Origin of the sequence: Bacillus sp. SRB_8 (assembly GCF_003264205.1) — a bacterium.
Lineage (GTDB): Bacteria > Bacillota > Bacilli > Bacillales > Bacillaceae_G > Bacillus_A > Bacillus_A mycoides.
The window spans coordinates 92230-117289 of sequence record NZ_NADT01000020.1; the positions used below are offsets into that span (position 1 = coordinate 92230).

Annotated in this window: 19 protein-coding genes, 1 pseudogene and 1 riboswitch; of the genes and pseudogenes, 4 read left to right on the forward strand and 16 right to left on the reverse strand. The window is 36.6% G+C overall.

Going from position 1 to position 25060, the window contains the following annotated elements:
- Positions 1-11: 11 nt before the first annotated feature.
- Positions 12-2927: pseudogene (colA, locus tag B5P40_RS18760) on the reverse strand (collagenase ColA).
- 204 nt (positions 2928-3131) lie between these two features.
- The gene (locus B5P40_RS18765) at positions 3132-3809 is read right to left on the reverse strand and encodes an MgtC/SapB family protein (RefSeq protein WP_113709621.1); all 678 of its coding nucleotides are present in this window, start codon (positions 3807-3809) and stop codon (positions 3132-3134) included.
- Between the two features lie 313 nt (positions 3810-4122).
- Between B5P40_RS18765 and B5P40_RS18770 the strand changes: the two genes are divergently transcribed.
- The gene (locus B5P40_RS18770; protein WP_002033611.1) at positions 4123-4641 is read left to right on the forward strand and encodes a GNAT family N-acetyltransferase; all 519 of its coding nucleotides are present in this window, start codon (positions 4123-4125) and stop codon (positions 4639-4641) included.
- Between the two features lie 200 nt (positions 4642-4841).
- Here B5P40_RS18770 and B5P40_RS18780 read toward each other — a convergent pair whose 3' ends face one another.
- The 5 genes from B5P40_RS18780 to B5P40_RS18800 all read right to left on the reverse strand — a co-directional run bounded on the left by B5P40_RS18780 (position 4842) and on the right by B5P40_RS18800 (position 9404).
- Positions 4842-5750: a VOC family protein gene (locus B5P40_RS18780; protein WP_113709622.1), complete on the reverse strand. Its 909-nt coding sequence runs from the start codon at positions 5748-5750 to the stop codon at positions 4842-4844.
- A gap of 76 nt (positions 5751-5826) precedes the next feature.
- A complete protein-coding gene (locus tag B5P40_RS18785) occupies positions 5827-6618 on the reverse strand; it encodes an amino acid ABC transporter substrate-binding protein (protein ID WP_002066495.1) in 792 nt (263 codons plus the stop codon).
- A gap of 11 nt (positions 6619-6629) precedes the next feature.
- The gene (locus B5P40_RS18790) at positions 6630-7391 is read right to left on the reverse strand and encodes an amino acid ABC transporter ATP-binding protein (protein ID WP_165689470.1); all 762 of its coding nucleotides are present in this window, start codon (positions 7389-7391) and stop codon (positions 6630-6632) included.
- A gap of 19 nt (positions 7392-7410) precedes the next feature.
- A complete protein-coding gene (locus B5P40_RS18795; protein ID WP_002066492.1) occupies positions 7411-8079 on the reverse strand; it encodes an amino acid ABC transporter permease in 669 nt (222 codons plus the stop codon).
- Between the two features lie 69 nt (positions 8080-8148).
- A riboswitch (SAM riboswitch) is annotated at positions 8149-8255 on the reverse strand.
- A gap of 237 nt (positions 8256-8492) precedes the next feature.
- Positions 8493-9404 carry a VanW family protein gene (locus tag B5P40_RS18800; protein ID WP_002128453.1) on the reverse strand — a complete coding sequence of 304 codons (912 nt, stop codon included), beginning with the start codon at positions 9402-9404 and terminating at the stop codon, positions 8493-8495.
- Positions 9405-9868: 464 nt separating this feature from the next.
- Here B5P40_RS18800 and B5P40_RS18805 point away from each other — a divergent pair, with 464 nt between their 5' ends.
- A complete protein-coding gene (locus tag B5P40_RS18805) occupies positions 9869-10195 on the forward strand; it encodes a hypothetical protein (RefSeq protein WP_002087720.1) in 327 nt (108 codons plus the stop codon).
- 115 nt (positions 10196-10310) lie between these two features.
- The gene (locus B5P40_RS18810) at positions 10311-11402 is read left to right on the forward strand and encodes a DUF3900 domain-containing protein (protein WP_002014380.1); all 1092 of its coding nucleotides are present in this window, start codon (positions 10311-10313) and stop codon (positions 11400-11402) included.
- 313 nt (positions 11403-11715) lie between these two features.
- Here the strand turns inward: B5P40_RS18810 and B5P40_RS18815 are convergent, their stop codons facing one another.
- From B5P40_RS18815 to B5P40_RS18855, 8 genes are all read right to left on the reverse strand, one after another.
- Positions 11716-12063, reverse strand: a complete 348-nt coding sequence (locus B5P40_RS18815) for a hypothetical protein (RefSeq protein WP_002087722.1) — start codon at positions 12061-12063, stop codon at positions 11716-11718.
- Positions 12064-12404: 341 nt separating this feature from the next.
- The gene (locus B5P40_RS18825) at positions 12405-13250 is read right to left on the reverse strand and encodes an exonuclease (protein ID WP_002128455.1); all 846 of its coding nucleotides are present in this window, start codon (positions 13248-13250) and stop codon (positions 12405-12407) included.
- Between the two features lie 188 nt (positions 13251-13438).
- Positions 13439-13639, reverse strand: coding sequence for a cold shock-like protein CspB (cspB, locus tag B5P40_RS18830; protein ID WP_001179147.1), 201 nt, complete (start codon positions 13637-13639; stop codon positions 13439-13441).
- A 218-nt stretch (positions 13640-13857) separates the two neighbouring features.
- Positions 13858-14757: a WD40/YVTN/BNR-like repeat-containing protein gene (locus B5P40_RS18835; RefSeq protein WP_002087724.1), complete on the reverse strand. Its 900-nt coding sequence runs from the start codon at positions 14755-14757 to the stop codon at positions 13858-13860.
- A gap of 16 nt (positions 14758-14773) precedes the next feature.
- Complete coding sequence (locus tag B5P40_RS18840) at positions 14774-15217, reverse strand: flavodoxin (RefSeq protein WP_001062757.1); 444 nt, start codon at positions 15215-15217, stop codon at positions 14774-14776.
- 142 nt (positions 15218-15359) lie between these two features.
- Positions 15360-15980: an acetate uptake transporter gene (locus B5P40_RS18845; protein WP_000070943.1), complete on the reverse strand. Its 621-nt coding sequence runs from the start codon at positions 15978-15980 to the stop codon at positions 15360-15362.
- A gap of 86 nt (positions 15981-16066) precedes the next feature.
- Positions 16067-16462, reverse strand: coding sequence for an NUDIX hydrolase (locus B5P40_RS18850; protein ID WP_060749166.1), 396 nt, complete (start codon positions 16460-16462; stop codon positions 16067-16069).
- The gene (locus B5P40_RS18855; RefSeq protein WP_012261378.1) at positions 16459-16800 is read right to left on the reverse strand and encodes an ASCH domain-containing protein; all 342 of its coding nucleotides are present in this window, start codon (positions 16798-16800) and stop codon (positions 16459-16461) included. The genes B5P40_RS18850 and B5P40_RS18855 overlap by 4 nt, the downstream gene beginning before the upstream one ends.
- A gap of 139 nt (positions 16801-16939) precedes the next feature.
- Here B5P40_RS18855 and B5P40_RS18860 point away from each other — a divergent pair, with 139 nt between their 5' ends.
- Positions 16940-17497 carry a CatB-related O-acetyltransferase gene (locus tag B5P40_RS18860; protein WP_002128459.1) on the forward strand — a complete coding sequence of 186 codons (558 nt, stop codon included), beginning with the start codon at positions 16940-16942 and terminating at the stop codon, positions 17495-17497.
- 47 nt (positions 17498-17544) lie between these two features.
- On the opposite strand, the gene B5P40_RS18865 is transcribed toward B5P40_RS18860, so the two are convergent.
- Positions 17545-25017 (reverse strand): DUF7507 domain-containing protein, encoded by a 7473-nt coding sequence (locus B5P40_RS18865; RefSeq protein ID WP_113709623.1) that lies wholly within the window; start codon positions 25015-25017, stop codon positions 17545-17547.
- Positions 25018-25060 lie beyond the last annotated feature (43 nt).

Genomic DNA, 25060 nt, shown 5'->3' on the forward strand with positions numbered 1-25060 from the left:
GACCCTTTTTTTCACTTCACTTCTACCGTATAATTCCCTGTTCCACCACCATACTGGTATACATGTAAATAGTACTTCCCTGGATACGTATAGTAACTACCTACTAATTTATTTCCTTGTTGCTGTGCATACGTAACATAATTATTTAAATCTGCTTCTGAATAAAGAACCCAGTTTACTCCGATATTATTTTCCTTCGTTACATTAATTTGAAGATTTTTCGCAGTTTCTATATTTATTTCAAAGTAATCACTCGTATCACCGTTTCCTAAACTAGCACGTAAAACTTGATTTAACTGCAGTTTATTTGCCGTTTGGAATGAATTATTTGGCTCTTTTTCTACACTGTTATCTTCTTTCTTTTGAACCGTTACACTTGTTGTAGCAGTATTAGTTAACCCTTTATCGTCTGTTACTGTTAATTTCGCTGTATACGTCCCTTCTTTTGTATAAACGTGAGTTGGATTTTGTTCATTACTTACAGTACCATCACCAAGCTCCCATTTATAAGAAATAATTTTCCCATCTTCATCTTTTGATCCATCGCTTTTAAACGAGATCGCTTCATTCGTATGTCCGCTATACGGACCATTTATAACCGCGACCGGCGCTTTATTCACTGCACCTTCTTCTGTATTAATACCGTGGAACACAACATCATATTCAAATTGCCCTGATGCATTCACACGATAATTCACAAAGTATGCTGTTACAGTTTTATAGCCTGTCCATTCTTTTGCACTTAAACGTTTTAACGTATCATTAACGTTTTGCGTAATTGTTTTCCAGTCTTCATTTTCTCCTTTTGCAGCAGTACCTGTATACGTTCCTTGCAGTGTAAATGTATTGAAGAATTGTGATTTATTTTTCTTTACTGATACATTACTTAATTTTGCTTCCGCTGTAATTTCTGCGGCAATAGCTGAAACTGGTTTCGGTGCATGAGTTGCTAAATAATCATCTGACACTAACGGAACATTATATTTCTCACGGTTGTCTACTAACATTTGCATATAGTCTTGATACTCTTTATTTAAATTCGCATCTTTACTTAAAGCAGAGCGATATGCATCATATGCTGTTACATCATTTTTCCTAATAAGATCATGAACTTTATCAAACATATCGTATCTCTTATTGTACATATACGATTGTAAAGCAAAGGAATAATTATAGAAATCCCACGTTCCATACTTTGCATTTAACGTTCGCTCTGCGGTATAACGTTCTGCTGGATTCGAAGATAGTCCTCCTATAATACTCTTTCTTGGAACGACGTTGTCCGTTCTCGTTGCACCTGCAAAAAACTCAGCATTCCCTTCTTCAAACCAAGATAATCTCTCATTCTCATACATCTTACCTTGTCCCCAAAGTCCTGGCACTTCATATCTACCTTGTAAATAATGCGTGAATTCATGTCGGAACAATTCTTCTAAACTATAAATACTTTCTTCTGGCGTACGTTCATAAGTAAAGAACGTACCTGTTCCTTCTATATAAAGACCGCCGTTATTCGTTTCATACCCGTACAATTGACGATTAAATTGATATTCAGCCGGGCTATTATAAATAACCATCGTTAATACATCATCTGGATTTCCTTTTTCTAACGGTTGGTCACTTTCAACCGTACGATGGAATTGTGCCTTCACTTCTTTTGCTGCCCAATATAAACGTTTAACTTTCTCCTCAGTCACTTTATCTCCCGCTTTTAAAACAATTGCACCATCATCAAACGTATACGTTTTCGGCAAATACTTTTTCTTCCCATCTTCTCGTATTTGATCTAAATTAACAACGTTACCGTTCGCATCTTTCCCGCCATAATTCGTCGTAATTTGCTCAGCTGCTACGAAATATTGCTCACCTAAATAAGGATAGATTTTCATCGCATCTGTTACAACTTGTAATCCTTTTGTCCCTGTACTATGGAATGTGCCGAGTCTACCTGTATAATAAATGCCATTATTAATAAGCCATCCGTTTTTCTCTGTAATCGTTCCCATTAACGCGAATCTACTTAATTCATTAATATAGCTATCTATTTTTTGGTACCATACTGTATCTTTCGGTGCTTTTCTCGTATCGTACAAATACGATTGAATATCGTAATCAACACCTTGCATAATATCGTAAATCGCATTTCCAGCTGAAAGATTATCTACCAATGTAGAAAAATTATCATTATATTGCTTAAAAATCTTTGCAGCCGATGTTATCGTTTCCACATCACTCGAAGCATTTCCCATTAATTTCCCATATGATGATACAACTTTATTTTGTTCTAACGTACCGAGTTTGAAATTTGGATTGTTCGCAATCGTTTTTAATGCAGGTAAGCACTTGTCATGATAGCTACGTTCATTTAGTTTACTTAATTCTGTATTATAAAACCCTAAATAAAACCCTGATCGCAAAACTTCCACTAATGTCTCAATCCCTTTTGAATCGTCTTGCGTATAAGCCTGTCCTTGCTGCTTCAATTTATCAATAATTGCCTGCATCCTACTATCATTTTGATAGAATGCAAGACTGTCCTTATTAAACTGAAATAGCCCCGTAATTTGCTCCCAATCGATTGTAACAAGTAAATCTACTAATTGTTGATTGCTTAATTGATTTAATTCAGCAATTGTATAAGTTTTTGCTACAGCTAATTGCTTACTTTCCTTTTTTACTTCAGGCGGTCTTTGCGATAAATCAGCAAATTGTAGCCTTTTCTCAAAAGACTTGCTTTCTAATACTTTCGATGAATGAGCTAATTCTTCCACGGGCAGTTGTACACCAACCGGCTCCATTTTTAGCACATTTCGATATGAAACTTGCTCTCCCTTAGTATCTTCCGCCAATATGCTTCCTTAAAAACTCCCTAACATTAAACTAGCAAAACTTACCCCTACTAAAACTTTTTTTGAATAGCCTTTCATGCTCTCCCCTACCTTACATTTTTTAGTATCCCACTCCATTATTTTACTATTCTGACTATTTATTCTGTATTGAGAAAAAAGAAGGGAACGTTCACACATGTATCCATTCAAAGCGAAATTAACACTTGACTTCACATGTGATTTATGTCAAAAAAAGGATAGATAATAGCGAAATTCCTGCTACATCTATCCTCTATTTCAACACTATGATTTTAACTTTATAAACGTAATTTCCGGCAATGTTTGCATATGCTGAATAAATGCATTCTTTTCTTCTGACGATATATTTTTCAATTGCATTCCTACCTTATAAACTATTTCTGTATCTTGCTGTAAGGCTTCAACTTCATATGAAAGTATTGGAATACCTTTCACTCGTAGCGTCTCTACTATTTGTTGTACCGCTTCGTATTTATTTATACACATTTGCACCGTTATATTTTGCGGAAATAAAAATTGCACCTTAAAAATACGACTTACAATCTCTAAACCAATCAAAACGAGAATCATCGCTCCAATCCCTACAACATACATACCTGCTCCAATTGCTAGCCCTATTCCTGCTGTAGCCCATAAACCAGCCGCTGTCGTTAATCCTTTCACTGCCTGCTTTTGAATAATGATTGTACCTGCACCTAAAAATACAACTCCACTAACAACTTGCGCTGCAATCCGGCTCGGATCAAGAGCCATATGTTCTTCAAACACAATATCCGAAAAAGCATATTTCGAAACGACCATTATTAAAGCACTCCCTACGACTACTAGGAAATGTGTTTTTAATCCAGCTTCTTTTGAGCGAATTTCCCTTTCAATTCCAATTATTGCTCCTAATAAACCGGCAACACCGATTCGTATAATAAAATCAATATGTAAGCTCACGGGCACTTCCCCCTTTCATTCATTATAGATAGATAAAATAAAAATTATCACAAACATCCGTTTATCGATATAAAAGCATTTCATTAAAATATACTTAATATCTCAACTTATTTATGTTAATATTTTAAATATTAACATAAATAAAACAACCTACTTCTCATACAAAAAAACTTTAAAGTTCAACGTCTAACTTATTTTCAGTTAAAAATGGCATATGAGTTGGATGAAATGAGGTTGAGAAAATAAGGAAACGCTTTCATTTTATATCATAATTTTTGTGAAATAAAACATAAATAAAAGGAGCTTACTAACAATGAACGTCTCTTTACTTACACCTACTACCGATTTACAAGAAGAATATTTAGATTTTTATAACGAATGGAAAGATAGCGGTGAAACGATGATTCCATGGGTTATTTCAAAAAATCCTTCTAATTTCACGGCAATGATTCAAGAATTACACGACGCACATAACGGAATAAATATTCCTGAAACTTGGGTACCAGATTCTACTTATTGGCTTGTTACAAATGAAAATAAAATTGTAGGAGCTGTTAATATTCGTCATAGTTTGACGGAGCATTTATTTAATGCTGGAGGCCATATCGGTTATGGTATTCGCCCTTCTGAAAGAAGAAAAGGTTATGCTACAAAGTTACTAGAGTTATCATTAGAAAAAACGAAAGAATTAAACATCACGAAAGCACTTGTCGTTTGCGACGAAGTGAATACTGCTTCAGAGAAAACGATTTTACATAACGGAGGTCTCCGTGATGATGATTTCACTGAAGAAGATGGGAATGTTGTGAGAAGGTATTGGATTGAGCTCTAAATAATCAAAAACAAGCCAGAAAGTGATTAAACACTTTCTGGCTCCTTTTATCCCGCGTTAACGGGCAGTACAACTCCCACCTCAAAATTCAGCTGGAACAAAGAAGTTAGGTGGGAGATTAACTGCCCATAAACGCCCGATTGGTGAAGGCTAATAATCAGTGGGGGATGAACAAAACCCCCACTGATGAAAGTTTCACTTTATACTGCTTCTATTTCAAACTGCACTGTAATACCACTTGGGTCTACTACATTAAATCCATTTGAAGTTTCATTTATTTCATGTTGTTTTTCTATTAATCTTTCTTTCACTTCATCTAACGCTTCTTTATGCGGTAGTACTATCGTATACACTTTTAGTCCAGTTGCATGTGCTGGTGGATACGGATTATTTACTCCGTTCCACGTATTTGCACCGATATGGTGATGATACCCTCCTGCCGAAATAAATAAGCAATCATCTTCACGCTGCTGCACTTCAAAGCCTACTGTTTCTACATAAAACTCATGTGACTTTTCTACATCAGCTATTCGTAAATGGACGTGCCCAACGACAGTGTCAGCAGGTAATCCATCAAACTCATAATTAACGAGCGTTGCCAGTTCTTTTAAATCTAGTGGCGTACTTCCCCCTGGCCCTTCTCCCCATTGACCTCGAGGGCGATCTGCATAAATCTCGATACCATTCCCCTCTAAATCTTGTAAATAAAACGCCTCACTATACGTATGATCACTTGCACTATTAAATCTTGAAATTGGCAAAATTTCATTTGAATATGTATAACGTCCTTCTTGCTCAGCCGGACTATCAATTACCTTTTTATTGCGAATAACACCAAATAGTGCCGAAGCAAAAGCTTCACGAGTCGGAACTAAAAAGGCAACGTGATATATACCCGTCGTACGCGGTTCTTGTAGCGCTGCATCTTCCAACTGCTCAAGAACAAGTAACGTATTCTTACCACCCTTTCCAGCTAAGTGTGCTTTGTTCTCCTCTTGTTTAATTACTTCTAATCCTACTACATTTTCATAGAAGGCAATTTGACGCTCTAGATCTTTTACTTTAAATGCAACATGACCAATACGTGTTTTCGGATGAATTTGTACCATGAATAACTTCCTCTCCAGTTCCCCTTTAGTTTCTTATGTAAGTTGATAGGCAATAGCCGCATTCAACGAATACACCTTAATTTTGTTTTTTTGTAGCATCAACTTTCAGCCATTTTTTCGATATGTCACTTAATGTTCCATCTTGCTCTAATTCTTTTAACGCCTTGTTTATATCTTCTAACTTTTCACTCTTTTTTGCAAATGGAAATGCAATCTCTCCCCATTCAAGTGGGCCAAATCCAACTTTGACATTATCTAGTTTCGCCTTTGTTATTGTTGTTTCCACTTGAACTTTATCATTATAATAAGCATCGACGCGTCCAAACCCTACTTCGTTCAATTCCGCCGTTGGGTCCTCTGAGTACGTTTTAATCGTAAAAGCATTATTTTTATTTAAAGCTTTTAACTCTTGCTCTCCTGCTGTACCAAGTCCAACACCTACAGTCTTTCCTTTTAGATCCTCTAGCGATTTAATTGTATTATTATTTTTCTTCACCGCAAAAACAGAACCTGAATACACATACGGTATCGAAAAGTCATATTTCTTTTTTCTTTCCGGAGAAACGGATAATTCATTTGCAATCGTATCAATACGGCCTGAATCTAATAAACCGAATAATCCTTCAAAATCAGAAACATTCCATTCTACTTTATATCCAGCTTTTTTAGCAGCCGCTTCAATAATTTCAGCATCAAAACCTTTTACTTTCTCACCTTCTTTAAATATAAATGGGCTACGACCTGCAGAAGTCCCAACTTTCACTACTTTTTCATCTGTCTTTTTACTTGCTGCATTAGAACCACATGCAGACAAAGCTCCAACTGATAGTGTTAATGCTAATGTTAGTAATAATGACGATTTTCTCATAACTCTTCCTCCTAAATAACGAAATGATTTCCTTCTTCAGATGCATTTAATTGCCGTAAAAACTTTTTCGTACGTTCATTTTGTGGGTTTCGAAAAATCTCTTCTGGCGTTCCCTGCTCTACGATAATTCCATCAGCCATAAAAATAACGCGATCAGCCACCTCTTTTGCAAAATTCATTTCATGTGTAACAATAACCATCGTTATATGTTGTCTTGCCAAGTCTTTAATAACTTGTAATACCTCATTAACTAATTCTGGATCAAGTGCTGAAGTCGGTTCATCAAACAATAATACAGCTGGATTTAAAGCCATTGCCCTAGCAATCCCTACCCTTTGCTGTTGTCCACCTGATAACATCGTCGGATAAAAATCTTCTTTATCAGCTAAGCCTACTTGTTTTAATATTTCTCTCGCTATTCCATTTGCCTCTTCTTCACTTTTTTTCTGTACAACCGTTAATGCTGTTGTAATATTTTGCAATGCTGTTTTATTTTTAAATAAATTATAGTTTTGAAAAACCATAGCTGTTTTTTGACGTAATTTTATGATTTCTTTTTGATAAAGTTTCTTTGTATGAATCTCTAAATCTTCAATTCTAATACTGCCATCATCCGGTTGTTCTAATAAATTTAAACATCGTAGTAATGTCGATTTCCCTGAACCAGAAGGTCCAATAATTACTACCACTTCCCCTTTTTTTACAGTAAGTGAGATTCCTCTCAGCACTTCATTATGTTTGTAAGATTTATACAATTTTTTCAACTCGATCACATATATCACCTCATTTCTCTTATAAATACGGTGCATCAAGTTTCTTCTCCAACCTTTTCTGTCCCCAGCTGATTACGATTGTAATAATCCAATACACAATCGCTACCGCTAAATAGCTTTCCATATAACGATACGATTGTGCCGCCAGCATTTTCGCTTGTGCCAATATTTCAGCCACTCCAAGTGCAAAAGATAACGAAGATTCTTTTAACAATCCAACAAAATTATTTCCAAGTGACGGCACTGCTACACGAATAGCCTGCGGAAAGATAATTTGTCGCATCGCTTGTGCTTTTGTCATTCCAACTGATAAACAAGCATCCATTTGCCCTGATTCCACAGCATTTAATGAACCTCGAATGATTTCTGACAAATAAGCAGCATTATTTAAACTGAGGCCAATTAAAGTTGCTTGCATAGCTGTAAGTACTGTAAAAGCCGGAGATATTTGTGGCAATCCGAAATATAACACAAACAATTGAACTAATAACGGTGTCCCTCTAAAGAAAGAGATATACACCCTTGCAATTGGATATAAAAATTTCGTTTTGTTTTTTGTAATGATCGCCAAGCCAATCCCTATAAAGAAAGAAATAATCATTGAAACTACAGTAATCCCTAAAGTTATGTATACATACTTAAATAATTGCGGAAAACTTTCTAAAAAATACGCTACATCAAATTTCACTCTATCCCCCCTCTCTAAACAAAAAACTCTTCTTACACAAATAAGAAGAGTTGAATGTTAATCCATTTCCCTTCATCTTCCAAACGCCTTTTACGTTTGCTGGAATTAGCACAGTGCTTTTTTAGCCTGTTGCTGAGATTTCACCGGGCCAGTCCCTCCATCTCTCTTGATAAGAAAACTAATAAATTTTTCCATTTATTTAGTTGTTATTATGAAGAATACAGTTAAAATTAAACAATGTCAATAAGAAAACTAAGAATTAAACTCAACCCTTTTTCGAACATACTAGTAATACATCAATTTACTATTCTTAATAAACTGTACACAAAAGCCATCTCCTCTGAAATTCAGAAGAGATGGCTTCAATTATAGAAACTATAAATATTTTACTTTCTTATCCTTTAACTACATATTTATTTCATCTTATGTACTTCAGCAACTAACTTTCCGCCCTGAATGCCCATATAAAGCTTAACAGGAGCATCATTCGTGTTTTCAAATACTAAATCTAAATATGGATACGCAATTGTTGCATCTCTTCCCTGAGGGACATAACCTACTGTTTTAGAATGTGTAGTTCTCTCTACCATTTTCAAACCAGCTTGATCTGCTGCATTGTATAGCGTTGATGATGTTTGACAAACGCCACCACCATAACCATCTACTAATTTACCATCGACAATTTCTTTACCTAATTGATATCCTTTATCTGGCGTTGTATCACCGATTAATGCATTGAAAGAGAAACTGTCTCCTTTTGCTAATACAACTCCATTTATGCTCGCTGCCGACAAACGAATATTCTCAATACGGCCACCTGCTGATCCACCTAAATTCGTTTCATATCTACCAATTACCGTGCCACTTCCTTGCGCATCACTTAATGTTGCGGTAGGCTTTTTCTCAACGATAGGTAACTGATATGAAGAATCCCACATACCAACGTTTAATAATTTATCTACTAATTCTTTTTCCATTAATTCAAAAGAAGGCTTTCCTTCTTGCCATGATCCATCAGATGCTATACGTGAAGGGACCATCTTTTTGTCAACACTTTTCCCGACTTCACCTGCAACCTTCGTTACGGATTTTTTGAATTTCGCCTCATCTTCAAAATAACCTAAACTCGATAAGTCTATTTTTTTCACTTCAGTACCAGTACGCCCATCCACTAAGCTAATTGAATCCTGCACATCAGCCTTAGCCTCTACAACATTCCCACCAAAATCACTTACTAATGCCACATCACTTACTTTTGTACCACAACCACTTACTACAGCTACGCATAGCACCCCTACTAATATACCCTTTATTTTTCGGAACAATATACTCTCTCCTTTTCCCCAACATTATTTCTTATGTATTATTTCATTTTTATGTATCTTTTGTTACAATCATTTTACAATATATTTAGAAAATGTTACAAGTTGTTTTTTACTCTATTAAAATTACTCTTTTCCTTTGTAAATGTCTATACATATTTATATAAATTTTCGAGTTTGATAAAATTGTAACTTTTATGCAACCTATCTCCATCCAGTATATACCATTCAACAGATGAAATACAAATGTAACACCCTTTCATTTCACCTCTCTATTCACCTGCATGCTTCAGAAACCGCAATACCGCTTTCTCATATGTGATCATTATTAACAACTTAAACCGAGCTTTTATCGGTAAAAACAATCATTCACTTCCGGTATATAGGTATTTGCCGTGCCACTACTCCGCTTTTGCACATACATTATGATGAATTTAACCTATTATAAAGAAATGGAGGATGTTTTTATGTATCCCTACAATCCTTATGATCCATATAACCAATATGGTTACCAACCTCAGTATGATTTACAGGCACAATACCAACAATATATAGATCAAACAGAACAAGTTAATCCATATGATCAAAATCGACAATTTCAACTTCCAATCTCTTTCCCTGGTACTGGAAACCGTCAATTAGAAAGACGAGTAAATGAGCTTGAGCAAAGAGTACGTCAACTAGAAAACACAGTTGAGCGTCATACGCGTAGATTAAACCGCTTAAATCAGCGTTTACGTACAGTAGAAAATAGGCTAAATATTCCATTTTCAGCATTAGAAGACGGATTTTAATTTCGAAAATAACAAATATATAAGGAAGGGGCTCCCCCTTCCTTATATAAATTGACGAAAGTTTTTTCCATCTCTATACTGATAAGAGTTAATGAAATGAAACAAGGTGATAAATATGGATTTTGAAATAAATTTTCTTTCTTTTTATGTAGTACAAGTAGAAGGAAAAGGTGAAGCAGTTGATAAGCGCTATAAACATTTTCAAACATTAGACGCTGAAGAGTATGAAGATAGCTCTTTAAAAGAATTTTTGAATGGTGAATTATTAAAAATTTCAAAGCGAAAAGTAGAACGTCACGCAAAAACAGAACAAGCCCCAACGAAGATCGGTCGCTTTATTGTAGAAGAAGGGCATGAACTCGATTCAAACCCTCATTACAACTTATTTAATCGTATTCGCTTTGCAGAAACAAAAGAAAACTTCAAAGATATGAGCGAACCTCTCGTTTATACATACCTTGACACAAGCGCTGTACGTGGTGGTGTGTTTTTAATCGCTCAAGCAAAACTACGCAAATACTTTGATGATCCATTCGTATTCGTAATGAAATGTGACTTCGAACCAAAGGTTGCTTCCATTTCTGATGAATCAACACTTATTCGTAACGTTGAAATGGCCATCACAACAAAGAATATGAAATCTATCCAGTACCCATACATGCCTGAAGAAGGTATGGTGGAGCCTGGCGAACTAAAAATACACCAAGCATCACACGCCCGCTACTTTGAAGACTTCTTAAAATTCGTCGAATACGAACGCTCTATGCCTGAAATTATGAAAACACAAGTAATGGACATGGTATACGACCAAATTGAAGATGTATTTGAAGAAGGTACTGAAGAACGTGAACAGTTCGACCAAGCGATGGAAGTATGGGCTGCCAGTCCGAAACGCGAAATTATGGAACAATTTTCAACAGAAGAAGTAATGGAAGCTACCGCTCAAATCGTCGAGCACGCCCCTGAAGTGGAATTAAAGCTAAAAGCAGATCATATCTCTGTGAAGGCTTTGCTTGCTGATTTCGGAGACCTAATACATATTGCAAAGGTAAACGACCGATATGTATTAATGATTGAGGCTGATACACTTACGTTTGAGAAAGGCTTCTCTCCAATTGAGTTTTTGAAGCCGGATGAATTACAAGACGTAATTGAGCGGATTGAGAATAAACAGCAGTATTCTTATGATCCGAATGGGATCGAATAAATGCTTCCATATACCTATTTGTACTGAGCTCTATTAACAAGCGCTCTTTTATTTGGGACATAGTTGACATTTATACTAAAAACCGATTCTACTAAGAATCGGTTTTTCTTCTTTATAACAAATATGCTTATTTTCAAAAAATATTTTTGCTCCAAGATGACATTTCTTGTAGAATCAAGCAGATTCCTTCCTTGTTGTACAAGCGTATTTCCATGAGAGACATCTACTTCAATATTCCTAGTTGACCAAGTCCTTCTATAAGTTTTTGGTGTTTTTCCTTTTAGTCATTATGTATGTTGTTAAAATGAAAATTTCACTTTACTACCTCAAATTTATTGTACTCGTAAAAAGATAATTGAAAACGATATTCCGGATGCTCTCTCACCCAATCGTAGGCTTCTTCTAAAATATCCATTTTATTTTGCACGTCATTAAGTTCACTACATTCGTTCCTTTTCTGTTTACATAGAGGACAGAACCCACCCACTATCTCGGCATTCATCGCACGAATCGTTTTACTTTCTAAGTCAACTACTAGACGAAGAATAAGAGAATGCTCCGCTTTTGTAGTCACCATCATTTCAGCAATTCCATCCTCATTCCAAAAGACACCATTTAATTCCATCTGTACGGTGACATCTTTGATTTCCAAGTCTATCACTATCACACCTCCCTTGTATAAGACTCTTACCTTACTCTTCGATTTTAATCTTTAATACACCACGAGCTAAAGATATATTAAGCTTTTTCCAATTCTTCTTCTTTGCTATGAAAGGAAGTGTAATTAGTGCAAATAGTGTGGTAAATATTATCAAAAAAACTAAAACGGTTAAAATGTTAAAGATTACTTCCATTAAACTACACTCTTTTCTATGTATATCCGTACTAAAAACAACAAAATATTCCATTAACAATACAGGACAAGCCGTGAATTCTCCAACTAAACTTCAGCAACTTAATCCTGAAGTCTAGTTGTACATATGAATAAAATAAATTTTATTACTAACTTTCTTCTACTACTTTCTCCATCTCAGCCAAATACCTAAGCTGCCGCTCCGCTTTTCTCACCGCAGTAGGAAAGTGTTTTTTCAGAAGTTCTACTGCTGATTCACTTATATAATATCTTTCCGTTATACTTTCCCATGTGTCACTACTTTCAAATGCACTCCATACAAAAGGACGCTCTGTATTTTTTCTCAGTTCTTTAAACACCCATTTCCGCATCCTTTTTTTCGCTTTTTCTGTTAGTTTTCCGTTCTTTACAAGTTCAAGCTCACCATGTCTCTTGTATCGCTTGTTAATATCTCTCTCGCCATATACTTTCAGAAAGATATTTGCTGTATTCTCAGCATCTGCTAAAGCCCGGTGCTGCTTCCCTTCCCACGTTAAGCCGAGCTGATCCACTGCTAATTGTAAACTTGGTGTATGCTCAAATAATTCTTCATACGCCTGAAAAACAAATTTTTGCACATCAAATCTACTCTCTTTTTCCATACATGGGCATTCTACACCGTATAATGTACAATCTTGAGATAGAAAACGGTAATCTTCTTTTCCCCATGAAACAAATATTGAATCTTCTCCGATGAACTGAATAAATTTCTCTATAATTTGAGGGAAATTCCCTACACCTATTAAATCTTTCTTTGTAATTCCAGTTAATTTTGTTGTATGACGAGTTAATGGGGCACTTGGTTTTACTAACTCTGAAAATTCTCCAATAACCTTCATTGTACTCACATCTATTTTTACAGCTCCAATATCAACTATTTCTGACGGATCTTCTGATTTATACGGCCTAAAATTCCTTTCAATATCAAACACAATGAAGTGTGTAGCGTTTTTCAATTTATTTACCTCTTTCTAAATTCCTTTTCACACACATACTTTATTTTCAGTATTTATTTATTAATGCACTTTATGCATGAAAAACTTCGCATAAAAATCAAAAATTCAGTCTTATTATTACATGTACATAGGAGGATATTCAATAAAAACGCAAAAAAAAGAAGGGCAAGCCCTTCTTTTTTTCATAATTACTTCTTGTTTACGTTTGTAGCTTGAGGTCCACGGTTACCTTGTTCTACTTCGAAAGTAACTTCTTGACCTTCTTCTAAAGATTTGAAGCCGTCGCCTTGGATAGCTGAGAAATGAACGAATACGTCTTCTCCGCCTTCAACCTCGATGAAACCGAAACCTTTTTCTGCGTTAAACCATTTTACTTTACCGTTTTGCATTTAAAAAATCCTCCTACAATGTACCTATATGTACATATTCATTTTCAACCACTTTACAATAATACATCATATATTAAAAAACTGCAACCCCAGAGGAGATTTAACATTGCTATCCTCCTCGGAAGTTACAGCTCATTTAAATCTCTATATTATTAAAAGTAAAATGGTTTAAAGTAACTATATCATACCAATATAATAAAAGTAAAGTTTTTTTAAAGTTATACAGCTTTTTTTTTCCACTGCATCGTTTTTAATTCACCTGATCCAGCTACAACATAGCCTTCTTTTTCATTAACAATGCGCCAACCATGCCCTTTAACCGAATCACATACTGTAACAATTCCTTCTTCAAGAAGCACACGGCAAACAGTGCTAATTCCCGCCTTATTTTGCGTTGACGTTGTATATAACACATGTTGATCCACACTTAAATCTAAATAACTACTCGCTTTTTGTTCACTTTGACATGTATGCCAACCTATTTTATCACTTTCGATACTCTCATTTATTCTGCAAAAAGAAATATTTCCGCTAATCCCCTTGCACGATCCACTTGCCGCTACTAAATAGGAATTATGTATAGTCAACGCAGAAATCATCTGATTCATCGCTATTTTAATCCTTTTTAATTTACGTGTCTCTAAATCAAAAAGCCAAACACCACCATATTTAGTATGTATTTTCGTACCGATAAATAAGTAATGTTTATATAAAAATAATGATCGAATAGATGGTGCCTCACTACCGTAATTAAGAAATGGCTGAATAGTCTCCCATGTGGAACCAAAATTATTAGAATGATACAGTGTTTTATCTCCATGAGCAATTACTGTTCCATTCTCATTACTACATACATTCCAGCTCGTTGCTTTCGTTGGAAAGCGCTGGATCGTCCACGTTTCTCCACCATTCATACTACGAATAAAAACTCCTTCGTCTCCTACTCCGTAAACTACGTTACCTTCACTATGTAAATCTCGAATTCGTTTTTGGAAACCAGTTAAAGCCTGTTTCCATTCTCCATCTTTTTCAATGAATAAACCATTATATGTAGTAGCTAACAAAAGCTTTCCATCTCTTAACTTTGTAATAGCAGTTGCACTTAACATTGTTTCCACGTTGACACTCCCGTTCCTAGAACTTCTCGGCAAAAGCAATTGCAAAATCACTGCATTTTTCAACGTCTTCTTTATCTTCTGGAGCTAATTCAATTTTCAATCCTTCTTGTACAAGTTCTGCCCCACATTTTACAAGACGTTCTTCAAATATCGTTACCGCTTCACAAAACAGTTCATACGCCGTATCACCTGATCCAAAAACAGCCACTTTTTTACCCGTCAAATCTATATTTTCTAACTCATCATGGAAATCTTCCGCTTCAAATGGTAATTCACCATCACCCCACGTATAAGATCCTAAAATGATTCCATCATAAGCTAATAATTCTTCAGCATCCATACCTTCCATCTCTTGTAATACTACTTCATGATCAAAGGCATCTAAACTTACTTTAATTAAATCAGCAATACTCTCTGTATTCCCTGACATACTTGCATACGCTATTAAAATTTTCGCCACTTTGGCATCCCCCTCTTACAATAAATGATTCTCATTCTCATTATATTAATAATGAGAATCAATTTCAATTATATTTTTTGCTATTTTATTTTATTCCATAAAAAAAAGAACAGATGACTATACAATCATCTGTTCTTTTTTATTACTTTTTAAAAATACCAAAGGGTTTTCCAACTGGTAATACAACTTTTCCGAAGTGTGTATTTAACACAGCTGCTGCTGAACCATAGAAAGATAATAATGAAATACATAGTTCAGAATACGCTGCTAAATTATGCATTGCGTGCGGCATAACACCTAAAGTACTTAATGAAAGACCGATAAATAAGAAATCAATAAGGACGAAAATCATAAATAATACTTTATGTGTTTCCATTGCACCAATTGTCATAAAGATCGTGAAAATCAAGTATCCGATAAAGGCTACACCGAGCTGTTTTGAATCTGCAGTTTGGGCTAATTTTTCACCAAATACTCCAAGTTGAATTAACCAAGTCATTCCAACACCTAACCAAAATAGGCCGTACGCACCAAATGCTGTTGTACCGAACGTATTGTTGTGCTTTGCATCGTGAATGCATGCAAAGATTTGTGCAAATCCTCCTAAAAAGATTGCCCATGGTAATACAAGTGAAACGCCATCTGTTAAGCCTAACTTTTGAGATGATGCTACAAGTGTTACCATCGCTAATCCAAATAGACCGATTCCAGATGGATCTGCTGTTGTCATTTTCACATGATGTGTAGTAGTTTGATTGCTCATATAAACCTCCTGATTATAAACATACTCGAATACAATACTTAAATCAGAAGGCTATGTCAATGGTTTTTTTTGTATGTTGTCAGACCTTATATTCCATAATAATCAAATACACATTTGGCCACATCATAAGGTTTTACATTTAAATTTGGCAACTCATTTACCGGCATCCATAAAGGAATATAACTCCCTCTATCTTTCAGCTCGAACTCCTCGCCTTTACCACTTCCGAAAACTCCACCTATAATATGGGCATTATAATAATACTCCGTACCTTTATACTCCACCTTTGCAATCCGATGCTCCACTTGTATATGTACCCCTAATTCTTCATAAACCTCTCGCTTCGTTGCTTCTTCAGGCGTTTCTCCTTCTTCAATTCCCCCGCCTGGAAAAACAAAATACAGCTCACCTTCTCGAACACGTTTTATAAGAGCGATTTTACCACCTTGTATAATTATAGCTGCACCGCGATTTCTTCTCACTTTATTACCTCAACACCAATCGCAACTGTTCCCCATTCTTTTTCTTGTTCTTTCGTATATATTCCGTATGTACTTTCTAACATTTCTTTTATACTAAGTTCTTCACAATCAAATAATTTTTTATCAATTTGTTCGTACATTGCTTTAAAGCTTTCGTATCGTTTTATCTCCGTTACTTTTACAGCCATCGTTTCTGCTGTCGTAAGGTTCGTAAATACAATTTCATCGTCTTGTTTTATAAGTTGACGTTTTCTATCGTATAAGCGTACTTCATATACTTTTTTTCCTAATTGAATCGACTGAAAAGGTTTATTATATAATCCCATTTCGTATCTCATACATTTCACTCCCTTTTATTCATCTTACCTACTAACATTTTTGCACATTACCATTTCATACAACATAGTTCGCCTTACTTCACCTTACATATAATGTTCCATATCCATTACTTTCTTTAGAGAGGATGCTAAAATTGGTATGTTATATTTAAATCAAAAACCTGAATATAATAAATATGATATCGGTGATTATACTTACAGTAAAGTAGGCCCTATTATTTTTTCTTGGAATGATGAAACAAAATTAAAAATAGGTAAGTTTTGTTCATTAGGAGAAGAAGTCGTTTTCGTACTTGGCGGTGAACATCGTGCTGATTGGATAACAACTTATCCATTTAATGTCCTCTTCGAAGAAGGAGCACACATTACTGGTCATCCTTCTTCAAAAGGTGATATCGTAGTCGGCAATGATGTATGGATTGGTTATCAATCCTGCATTTTATCTGGTGTTACAATTGGTAACGGGGCCATTATCGGGGCCAAGAGTGTTGTTACAAAAGACGTACCTCCATATGCAATCGTCGCTGGTAATCCTGCCAAACTAGTTCGATATCGTTTCCCGCAAGAAATCATTGAAAAACTAGAAAACCTTGCATGGTGGGACTGGGACATTTCCGTTATAAAAGGAGCTATTCCATTTCTACTCTCCAACAAAGTCAACGAATTTTTCACTTCTCCCGAAGAAGAAGCTACTTGATCTAAACAAAAAGAGCATCCTATTCTTTCAGGATGCTCTTTTTGTGTTTATTTTTTATTTATTCGCAACTGATTACACGGAGAACAGTGAAATGGAATTTTGTCTAAACAATTAAAGTTTGTTTCACAAATTTGTTCTATCGTTGGAACAAATGGAATGACAACTATGTTACTATCTATTATTTGTGTAACAGGTGGCAATACTGTGCCTACTTGATGTTCGAAGCGAATACTCGCTTGATTAATATAATTTCCTGAACCACTTGGTGCACTCTGAACTGTTACTTGGAACGAAACTGTCCGTGCTTCACCTGGATTTAAACTTCCTATAAGAAACCCTGATACTGGGCTTACATTTGGCACTGGCGTATTATCAACAGTTACACTTCCAGGAACAAATCGAAAACTACTATCTAACATATCTTGAAAACGAATATTTTGTATCGCTGTATCCCCCGTATTCGTAATAACTGTCGTAAACGTAATAACATCGCCTATCGTTGCTGATTGAAGATCTGCCGTTTTTACGACTGTTGTTGAAACATTTTGAGGAATAAACTGGATAACAACTGTATTACTATCGCCTTCAACTACTACTGGCGGCTCATTAGGATTTACAGTTGCAAGCCCATTCGCTGTAGCTGTATTTGTTACTAAGTTATTTATTTGCCCTCCTGTTATTACAACTTGGAAATTAATAATTGCTGCATCATTCGGCTGAAAATCACCTAAAAGGATACCGGTATTCGGATTGGCAAATGGAAAAGGTACATCATTTACCGTTACCGTGCCATTTATAAATAACGTATTTGGGTCAATGATGTCTGTTAAAATAATATTCGTCACAGGAACTGTACTATCATTTATAACAGCAATTCCGTAAGTGACAACATCTCCTACCATTGCTACTTCAAAGTTTGCTCCTTTTGCAACAAATAAGATTGCAGTATTTACCGTTACAATAACTGTATTACTCGTGTCCATCACTGTAACTGGCGGTTCCCCTGGTACTAAAATATATTCTGCCGATGCCCCAGCAACGTTCACCACTGTACCACCATCTGGAAAACTTGTAATTGTAGCTTCATATGTTACAATCGCCGTCTCACCGACTGGAATGTCTAAAATCGTAAATCCAACCTGCGGATTTACTCCTGGACGTGCTACTCCATTTACCGTTACACTATTTGGTACAAAAGCCGCTTCCGGAGATAACACATCAATAAATTGAACATTCATTGCATCAGCCGTACCAGTATTTAATATGCGAACACGGTACGTTACCGTTTCTCCTACTCCAACAATTGAATGATCTACTTCTTTCAGCATATCTAAACTGCCTCTATTTACTGGTGTGACTGTCGTATTACTTGAATTCGTAATTGTAAACGGTGGTTCTCCTGGAATCAATTCGAAATCACCAGTTACTCTCGCTGTATTCATAATGCTACTAGAAGGCGGAATTACGATTACATTTACTTCAAATGTGATTAGTATGCTATCTCCTACTGCAAGATCCGGTAATGAAAAGCCTACAAAAGGATCTAAACCTACTTGTGGAATCCCATTTATCTGTACACTCCCTGGAACGAATTCTAAACTAGGTGATGGAACGTCAATAAATTGCACATTTGTCGCTGTTACCGTTCCTGTATTTGTAACTTGCACACTATACGTTAACGTATCTCCTAATCGTGTCGCCTGTTTGTTGACAGTTTTTATAACATTGAATCGCCCTCTATTTACCCTTGTTATTGTCGTATTACTCGGCTCTGTTACTACAACTGGTGGTTCTCCTGGTACTAAAGTAAAACTTCCTGTTATATTTGCAACATTCGTTATCGTTCCTGAAGATGGAATATTTGTCACTATCGCTTGGAACGTCACTATAGTCGTATTGCCAACAAGTATATCGCCAATTCCAAACCCAGTAATCGGATTCAAACCAGGTTGCGGAGTTCCATTTACCGTTACACTATTTGGTACAAATGACGCTCCTGCTGAAATCGTATCAATAAACTGAACATCGTTAGCTGTTACTGTTCCTGTATTCGTTATTTGCACTGTATACGTTAATACATCTCCAACTAAGGTAGCAGCTCTATTGACTTGTTTAATAACATTAAAGCGTCCTCTATTTACAGTTGTGAGCGTTGTGTTACTTGGCTGATTTACTATAACTGGTGGTTCTCCTGGTACTAATATAAAGCTTCCAGTAACATTTGCCGTATTGGCAATTGTTCCGTTTGATGGAACACTAACAACGGTTACTTGGAACGTGACTTCTACACTTCCCCCTGAATTTATATCTGGAAGTGGGAATCCATTATTAGGATTGAACCCAGGTTGTATCACACCACCTATCGTTACACTATTCGGCACGAATGCTATAGAGGAAGGTAATACATCACTATATTGAATATTCGTCGCTGTCACTGTCCCTGTATTTTGAACTACTGTCGTATATGTGATTGTATCGCCTACTGCAACAATTGGCTCACTTACTGATTTTAAAACATTCAAACCAGGTTCATTTATTTCGGTTAATGTCGTGTTACTTGTCGTTGTTTCAGTAATAGGCGGCTCTGTTTCACTTACAGCAAATGTAGCCGTAACATCTACAAAGTTAACAACTGTTCCACCTTCTGGTATGCTCGTTACCATCTCTTGATATGTGACAAGTACAAAATCATCTACAGGTATATCTGGAACTGTAAAACCGATAAAAGGATCTAATCCTGGTGCTGGTACCCCGTTTATGCTCACACTTCCTGGTACAAATGCTACACCCGCGGAAGTAGTATCTATAAATTGAACATTCGTCGCTGCCACTGTTCCAAAATTAAAAATCAATACATCATACGTTAAAATTTCTCCTACAGTCGCTACTTCTTTATCTACTAGTTTTAACGGAAAAATAAACGCTATATTAATTGTCGTAACGACTAAATTTGTTAATATCGTTTCCGTAATCGGTGGTTCCTGCGGATTTGGTTGTGAAGTAAATGTAACGTCTGCATCATTTAATATGACTTCATTATCTGGAATTTCTGTAATCGTCACTCGGAACGTTACCTCAATACTTCCACCATTAATTAATAATGGAGTAACTGTAAATCCTATTTCTGGATTTAAACCAAGTTGCTGCACCCCACCTATCGTTACACTATCTTCTACAAATGTCGTTCCTTCTGGTATGACATCTTGGAAGAACACATCTGTAACAGGTATAATTCCTACGTTTGAAATTAGCACGGTATACGTTAATACATCCCCAACTGCTCCAGTTGCAACGTCAACTGTTTTGGTTGCTGTTACTTCACCAGGAGGAGGTAACGGTATCGTAACTACTGTCGTATTACTTGAATTTGTCGTTGTTACAGGGGGCTGTAAAGGATTTAATAAAAAAGTGGCCGTAGCAGCTGCCGTGTTTAGTACGGCTCCACGCATGGATGGCGCAACTACTGTTACTTGGAACGTTACAGTCAATGATGTGCCAGCAGCTATATTAGGAAGCGTAAAACCTATATTTGGATCAAATCCAGGTTGAGGAGTTCCATTTATCGTTACACTATTTGCTACAAATGTTGTTTCTGGAGCAATTGGATCAATGAAAGAGACATTCGTTGCTGTTACCGTTCCATTATTTCTAATGACAACAGAATACGTGTAAATTTCTCCAAGTGCCGCTTGTTGTACAGATGAAGATTTTTGTATATTTAACTGTGCTGTGTTTACTTGCGTCACGACGAAATTGCTATTCGTAACAGTCGTTATTGGAGGATTAGCTGGATTTATAAGAAAACTTGCAGTAACGTTTGATTGGTTTCTAATATTTCCACCACTCGGGACACTCGTCACTATAACTTGAAACGTAACTGTAACGGTTTGCCCAACTGGAATATTCGGAACTGGAAAACCTACCACAGGGTCTGCACCTTGCTGAACAACTCCATTTATCGTGACACTATTCGCTACAAACGCAGTTCCAACAGGAATCGGATCTTGAAAAATAATATTTGTTGCAGGAACAGTTCCTGTATTTTGAATAAGAATCGTATACGTTAACGTATCTCCTACACCTGCTTGCGGTGTGTTTACACTCTTTATTACATTAATTGATCCTACATTCACTCGCGTCACAACAATATTACTAATTGTTACAATTGTAATTGGTGGCTGCAAAGGACTTACTTGAAAATCAGCAGTCACATTTGCATTATTCGGAAGAACTCTATTTGGTGGTACACTCGTGATTGTCACCTGAAAAGCAGCTGTTACCATCCCTCCTACTGGAATATTGGCAAGCGGAAATCCAGTCGTTGGGTTTAAACCTGGCTGAGGTGTTCCGTTTATTGTTACACTATTTGCTACAAACGTTGTTCCAGATGGAATAGGATCGAGGAATGATACATTTGTTGCTGCTACTGTTCCACTATTTTGTATACGAACTGTATACGTTAACGTATCTCCTACACCTGCTTCAGTAGCGCTTACACTTTTCATTACATTTAACCCTGAAGAATTCACGACTGTCATAACAATATTACTTGGTACTGTTACAGTAATCGGTGGCTCTGTTGGATTTACAAGGAAATCTCCAGTTACATTCGCATTATTTACGACATTATTTCCTTGGGGAATTTCATCAATTAATACTTCAAACGTAACAATTACACTCGCGCCAGTAGGCAAATTATTTAATGGGAATCCAAGTTCTGGATCTGCCCCTTCTTGTAAAACACCATTAACAAATACACTGTTTTCAATAAATAATGTCCCTTGTGGAATTGAATCTTGGAAAAATACATTTGTAGCTGGTACACTACCTGCATTTATGACTTCGATTGTATATACTAAAACATCCCCTACCGTTGCAACATCCGTATTCACTGCTTTCACAACTTCAAAATTCCCTGATTGTACAGTTGTATTCACAATGTTACTAGGAACATTGATTGTTACTGGCGGTTCGCTCGGATTCACTTGAAAACTTGCTGTTACATTTGCTTGATTTAAAATATCTTCATTTTCTGGATCCTGTACAATTAATACGTCAAATGTGACTACAACGGTTTGAGCCGCAGGAATATTTGGAAGAGAAAATCCTGTATTCGGATTCAATCCACTTTGCGGTACTCCATTAATCGTTACAGTATTTGCAACAAATGAAACAGCCGAAGAAATAGTGTCTTGGAAAAACACATTTGTTAACGGAACGTTTCCTGTATTTTGGACGGCAATCGTGTATGTTAAAGTGTCCCCTACTGCCGCTTGCGTTGTATTCACTTCCTTTATTACATTTAAACCACCTGTATTAACTTGTGTTACAACTGTATTCGTTTGTCTATTAATCGTTACTGGCGGCTGATTCGGAATAACGACGAAATTAGCCGATACATTTCCACGATTCGCAATCGTCCCTCCTGATGGCGTAGATGTGACTCGTACTTGAAAAGTCACTGTCCTACTTCCACCTGGAGATATATTCGCTACTGTAAACCCAGTCGCAGGATTTGCTCCAGGCTGTGAAACCCCATCTACAGTCACACTATTTGGAATAAAAGTCGTTCCAGTTGGGATCGGATCTTGAAAAATAACATTTGTCGCAAGTACATTTCCTGTATTTTCAATTGTAACGGTGTACGTAAGAACGTCATTAACTGTCGCAAAAGCTCTATCCACTGTTTTTCTCGTTCTTATATCAGCTATATTAATAGTAGTAAATACAGTATTACTTGTCGCTTGACCTGAAATTGGTTGTTGGCCAGGCACTGGAGTAAAGTTAAATGTTACACTTGCACGGTTCGGAATTGGATTTACAAGAGGATTAGATGTTACTCGAACTTGAAAGCGCACTACAGTCGTTTGTGAAGCATTAATACTTCCAAGATTAATACTACTTGATGGATTCGCTCCTGGACGTGCTACTCCATTTACCGTAACACTATTTGCGACAAATGTTGTTCCTGCAGGGATACTATCAACAAAAATAACATTGTTTGCAGCAACATTCCCATTATTCGTGACATTAACTGTGTACGTTAATACGTCATTAAGCGTTGCCGTCTGTAGGTCTACAGATTTTTGCATACTTATAGTTGCTTGATTCACTGTCGTTTGTACTGTATTTGAAGAAGACGTACTTGTAATAGGGGGACTACCGACAAAAGGACGGAATTGATATGACACCATTGCACGATTTGGAATAGGGTTTGGGTTCGGGAACGATGTTATTCGAACTTGAAATGTAACAATTCTTTGCGTGTTATTTGGGATTGTACCTAAATTAATTCCATTCGCTGGATTCGCACTCGGTTGTGTTACTCCACCTACCGTTACACTACCTGCTACAAATGTCGTTCCGTTCGGAATACTATCTTGTAATACAACGTTTTCTGCACTTCCTGTTCCTGTGTTCGGGACCGTAATCGTATAGGTGAGAGTATCCCCTACCCCTGCAACTGTTCTATTAACCGATTTAACAGGATTAATGATTGGACCTGTCGCATCAATTTGAACACCAAAACCAGCTGCAGCGTATCCATCTCCATTTGTGACAAAGCGAACAGTTGCTGACGTCTGATTGTTTACTAAAGAAGATGAGGCGTCTACATTCGTAATATCCCACCCTTGTCTTCGGACTGCTAAAGCGATTCCTAACGGCTGATTCAAATCTCCAAATGTGCCGCTCGTATCTAGATTGCCACTATCATTACAAATTTGTGATTGAAAGAAATTATTCGCGGGGTTTCTCGGTCCGAATAATGCGACTGTAGCATTTGCATTCGGTCCAAAGCGAAGCTGATCTCCAACAATGTTAGAATCACCTTCTTGAGCAGTTACGAGCACTCTTCCTGTAACAGCTCCTGTTGCTGGAGTAGCAAATCCTGAAATAGTAGCATCAACTGGCGGGGATGAAGCATCGATAATTTCTTGACCTGCATATACTGACAAATTCCGAAGTGGTAAACTTGCATTTTGATAAACTACCTCAAGCGTCCAGCCAGCTGAACGACTGATTGTTGGATCAGCTGAAGTTCTTGCAGCTGGCACGGCACCTGTTGTATATGTGCCTGCCCCACCTGCACTTACAAGATTCGTTACATTAGCAGAGCGAGCATAATAAAACTGGTTTCCTACCGAACCTTGCTGCGCGGTAGCAGGGTCTGGCGTAACTGAAAATGTTCCTGCTGGTGTTGTAAATGTAATATTATCATTTAAAAATGATAATACATCTTCCGTATCAGTCCGGAAAGTACCAGCCCAAACCAACTCTGCATACAAAATACTACTCCCTGCCGGAAGGTTTAAAATTGCACTTGAAGAATTCAATTGCCAGTCATCCGTTGTTCCTGCTGGGAATCCTGGTACTTGTAACGACGTATTTACTGTCGTAAATACAGCAAGTGTACCAAAAATATTACCTGGCGCAGGCGATGTAGGACTAAGTCCCAACGTATTCCCAGTGAACGTGACGGCACCAGTTACTGTTGTTGTAAAGCGATTCAAAAAAGGCACGTAATCATCTCATTTCATTTATAGTAAAAAGTGCTCTATACTA

Excerpts from the sequence above, each read along its gene's own strand:
- B5P40_RS18860 (WP_002128459.1), top strand. The coding sequence starts at position 16,940 with ATGTTATATTTAAATCAAAAACCTGAATATAATAAATATGATATCGGT.
- B5P40_RS18845 (WP_000070943.1), bottom strand. The coding sequence starts at position 15,980 with ATGAGCAATCAAACTACTACACATCATGTGAAAATGACAACAGCAGAT.
- B5P40_RS18810 (WP_002014380.1), top strand. The coding sequence starts at position 10,311 with ATGGATTTTGAAATAAATTTTCTTTCTTTTTATGTAGTACAAGTAGAA.
- cspB (WP_001179147.1), bottom strand. The coding sequence starts at position 13,639 with ATGCAAAACGGTAAAGTAAAATGGTTTAACGCAGAAAAAGGTTTCGGT.
- B5P40_RS18805 (WP_002087720.1), top strand. The coding sequence starts at position 9,869 with ATGTATCCCTACAATCCTTATGATCCATATAACCAATATGGTTACCAA.
- B5P40_RS18770 (WP_002033611.1), top strand. The coding sequence starts at position 4,123 with ATGAACGTCTCTTTACTTACACCTACTACCGATTTACAAGAAGAATAT.
- B5P40_RS18785 (WP_002066495.1), bottom strand. The coding sequence starts at position 6,618 with ATGAGAAAATCGTCATTATTACTAACATTAGCATTAACACTATCAGTT.
- B5P40_RS18855 (WP_012261378.1), bottom strand. The coding sequence starts at position 16,800 with ATGAGATACGAAATGGGATTATATAATAAACCTTTTCAGTCGATTCAA.
- B5P40_RS18780 (WP_113709622.1), bottom strand. The coding sequence starts at position 5,750 with ATGGTACAAATTCATCCGAAAACACGTATTGGTCATGTTGCATTTAAA.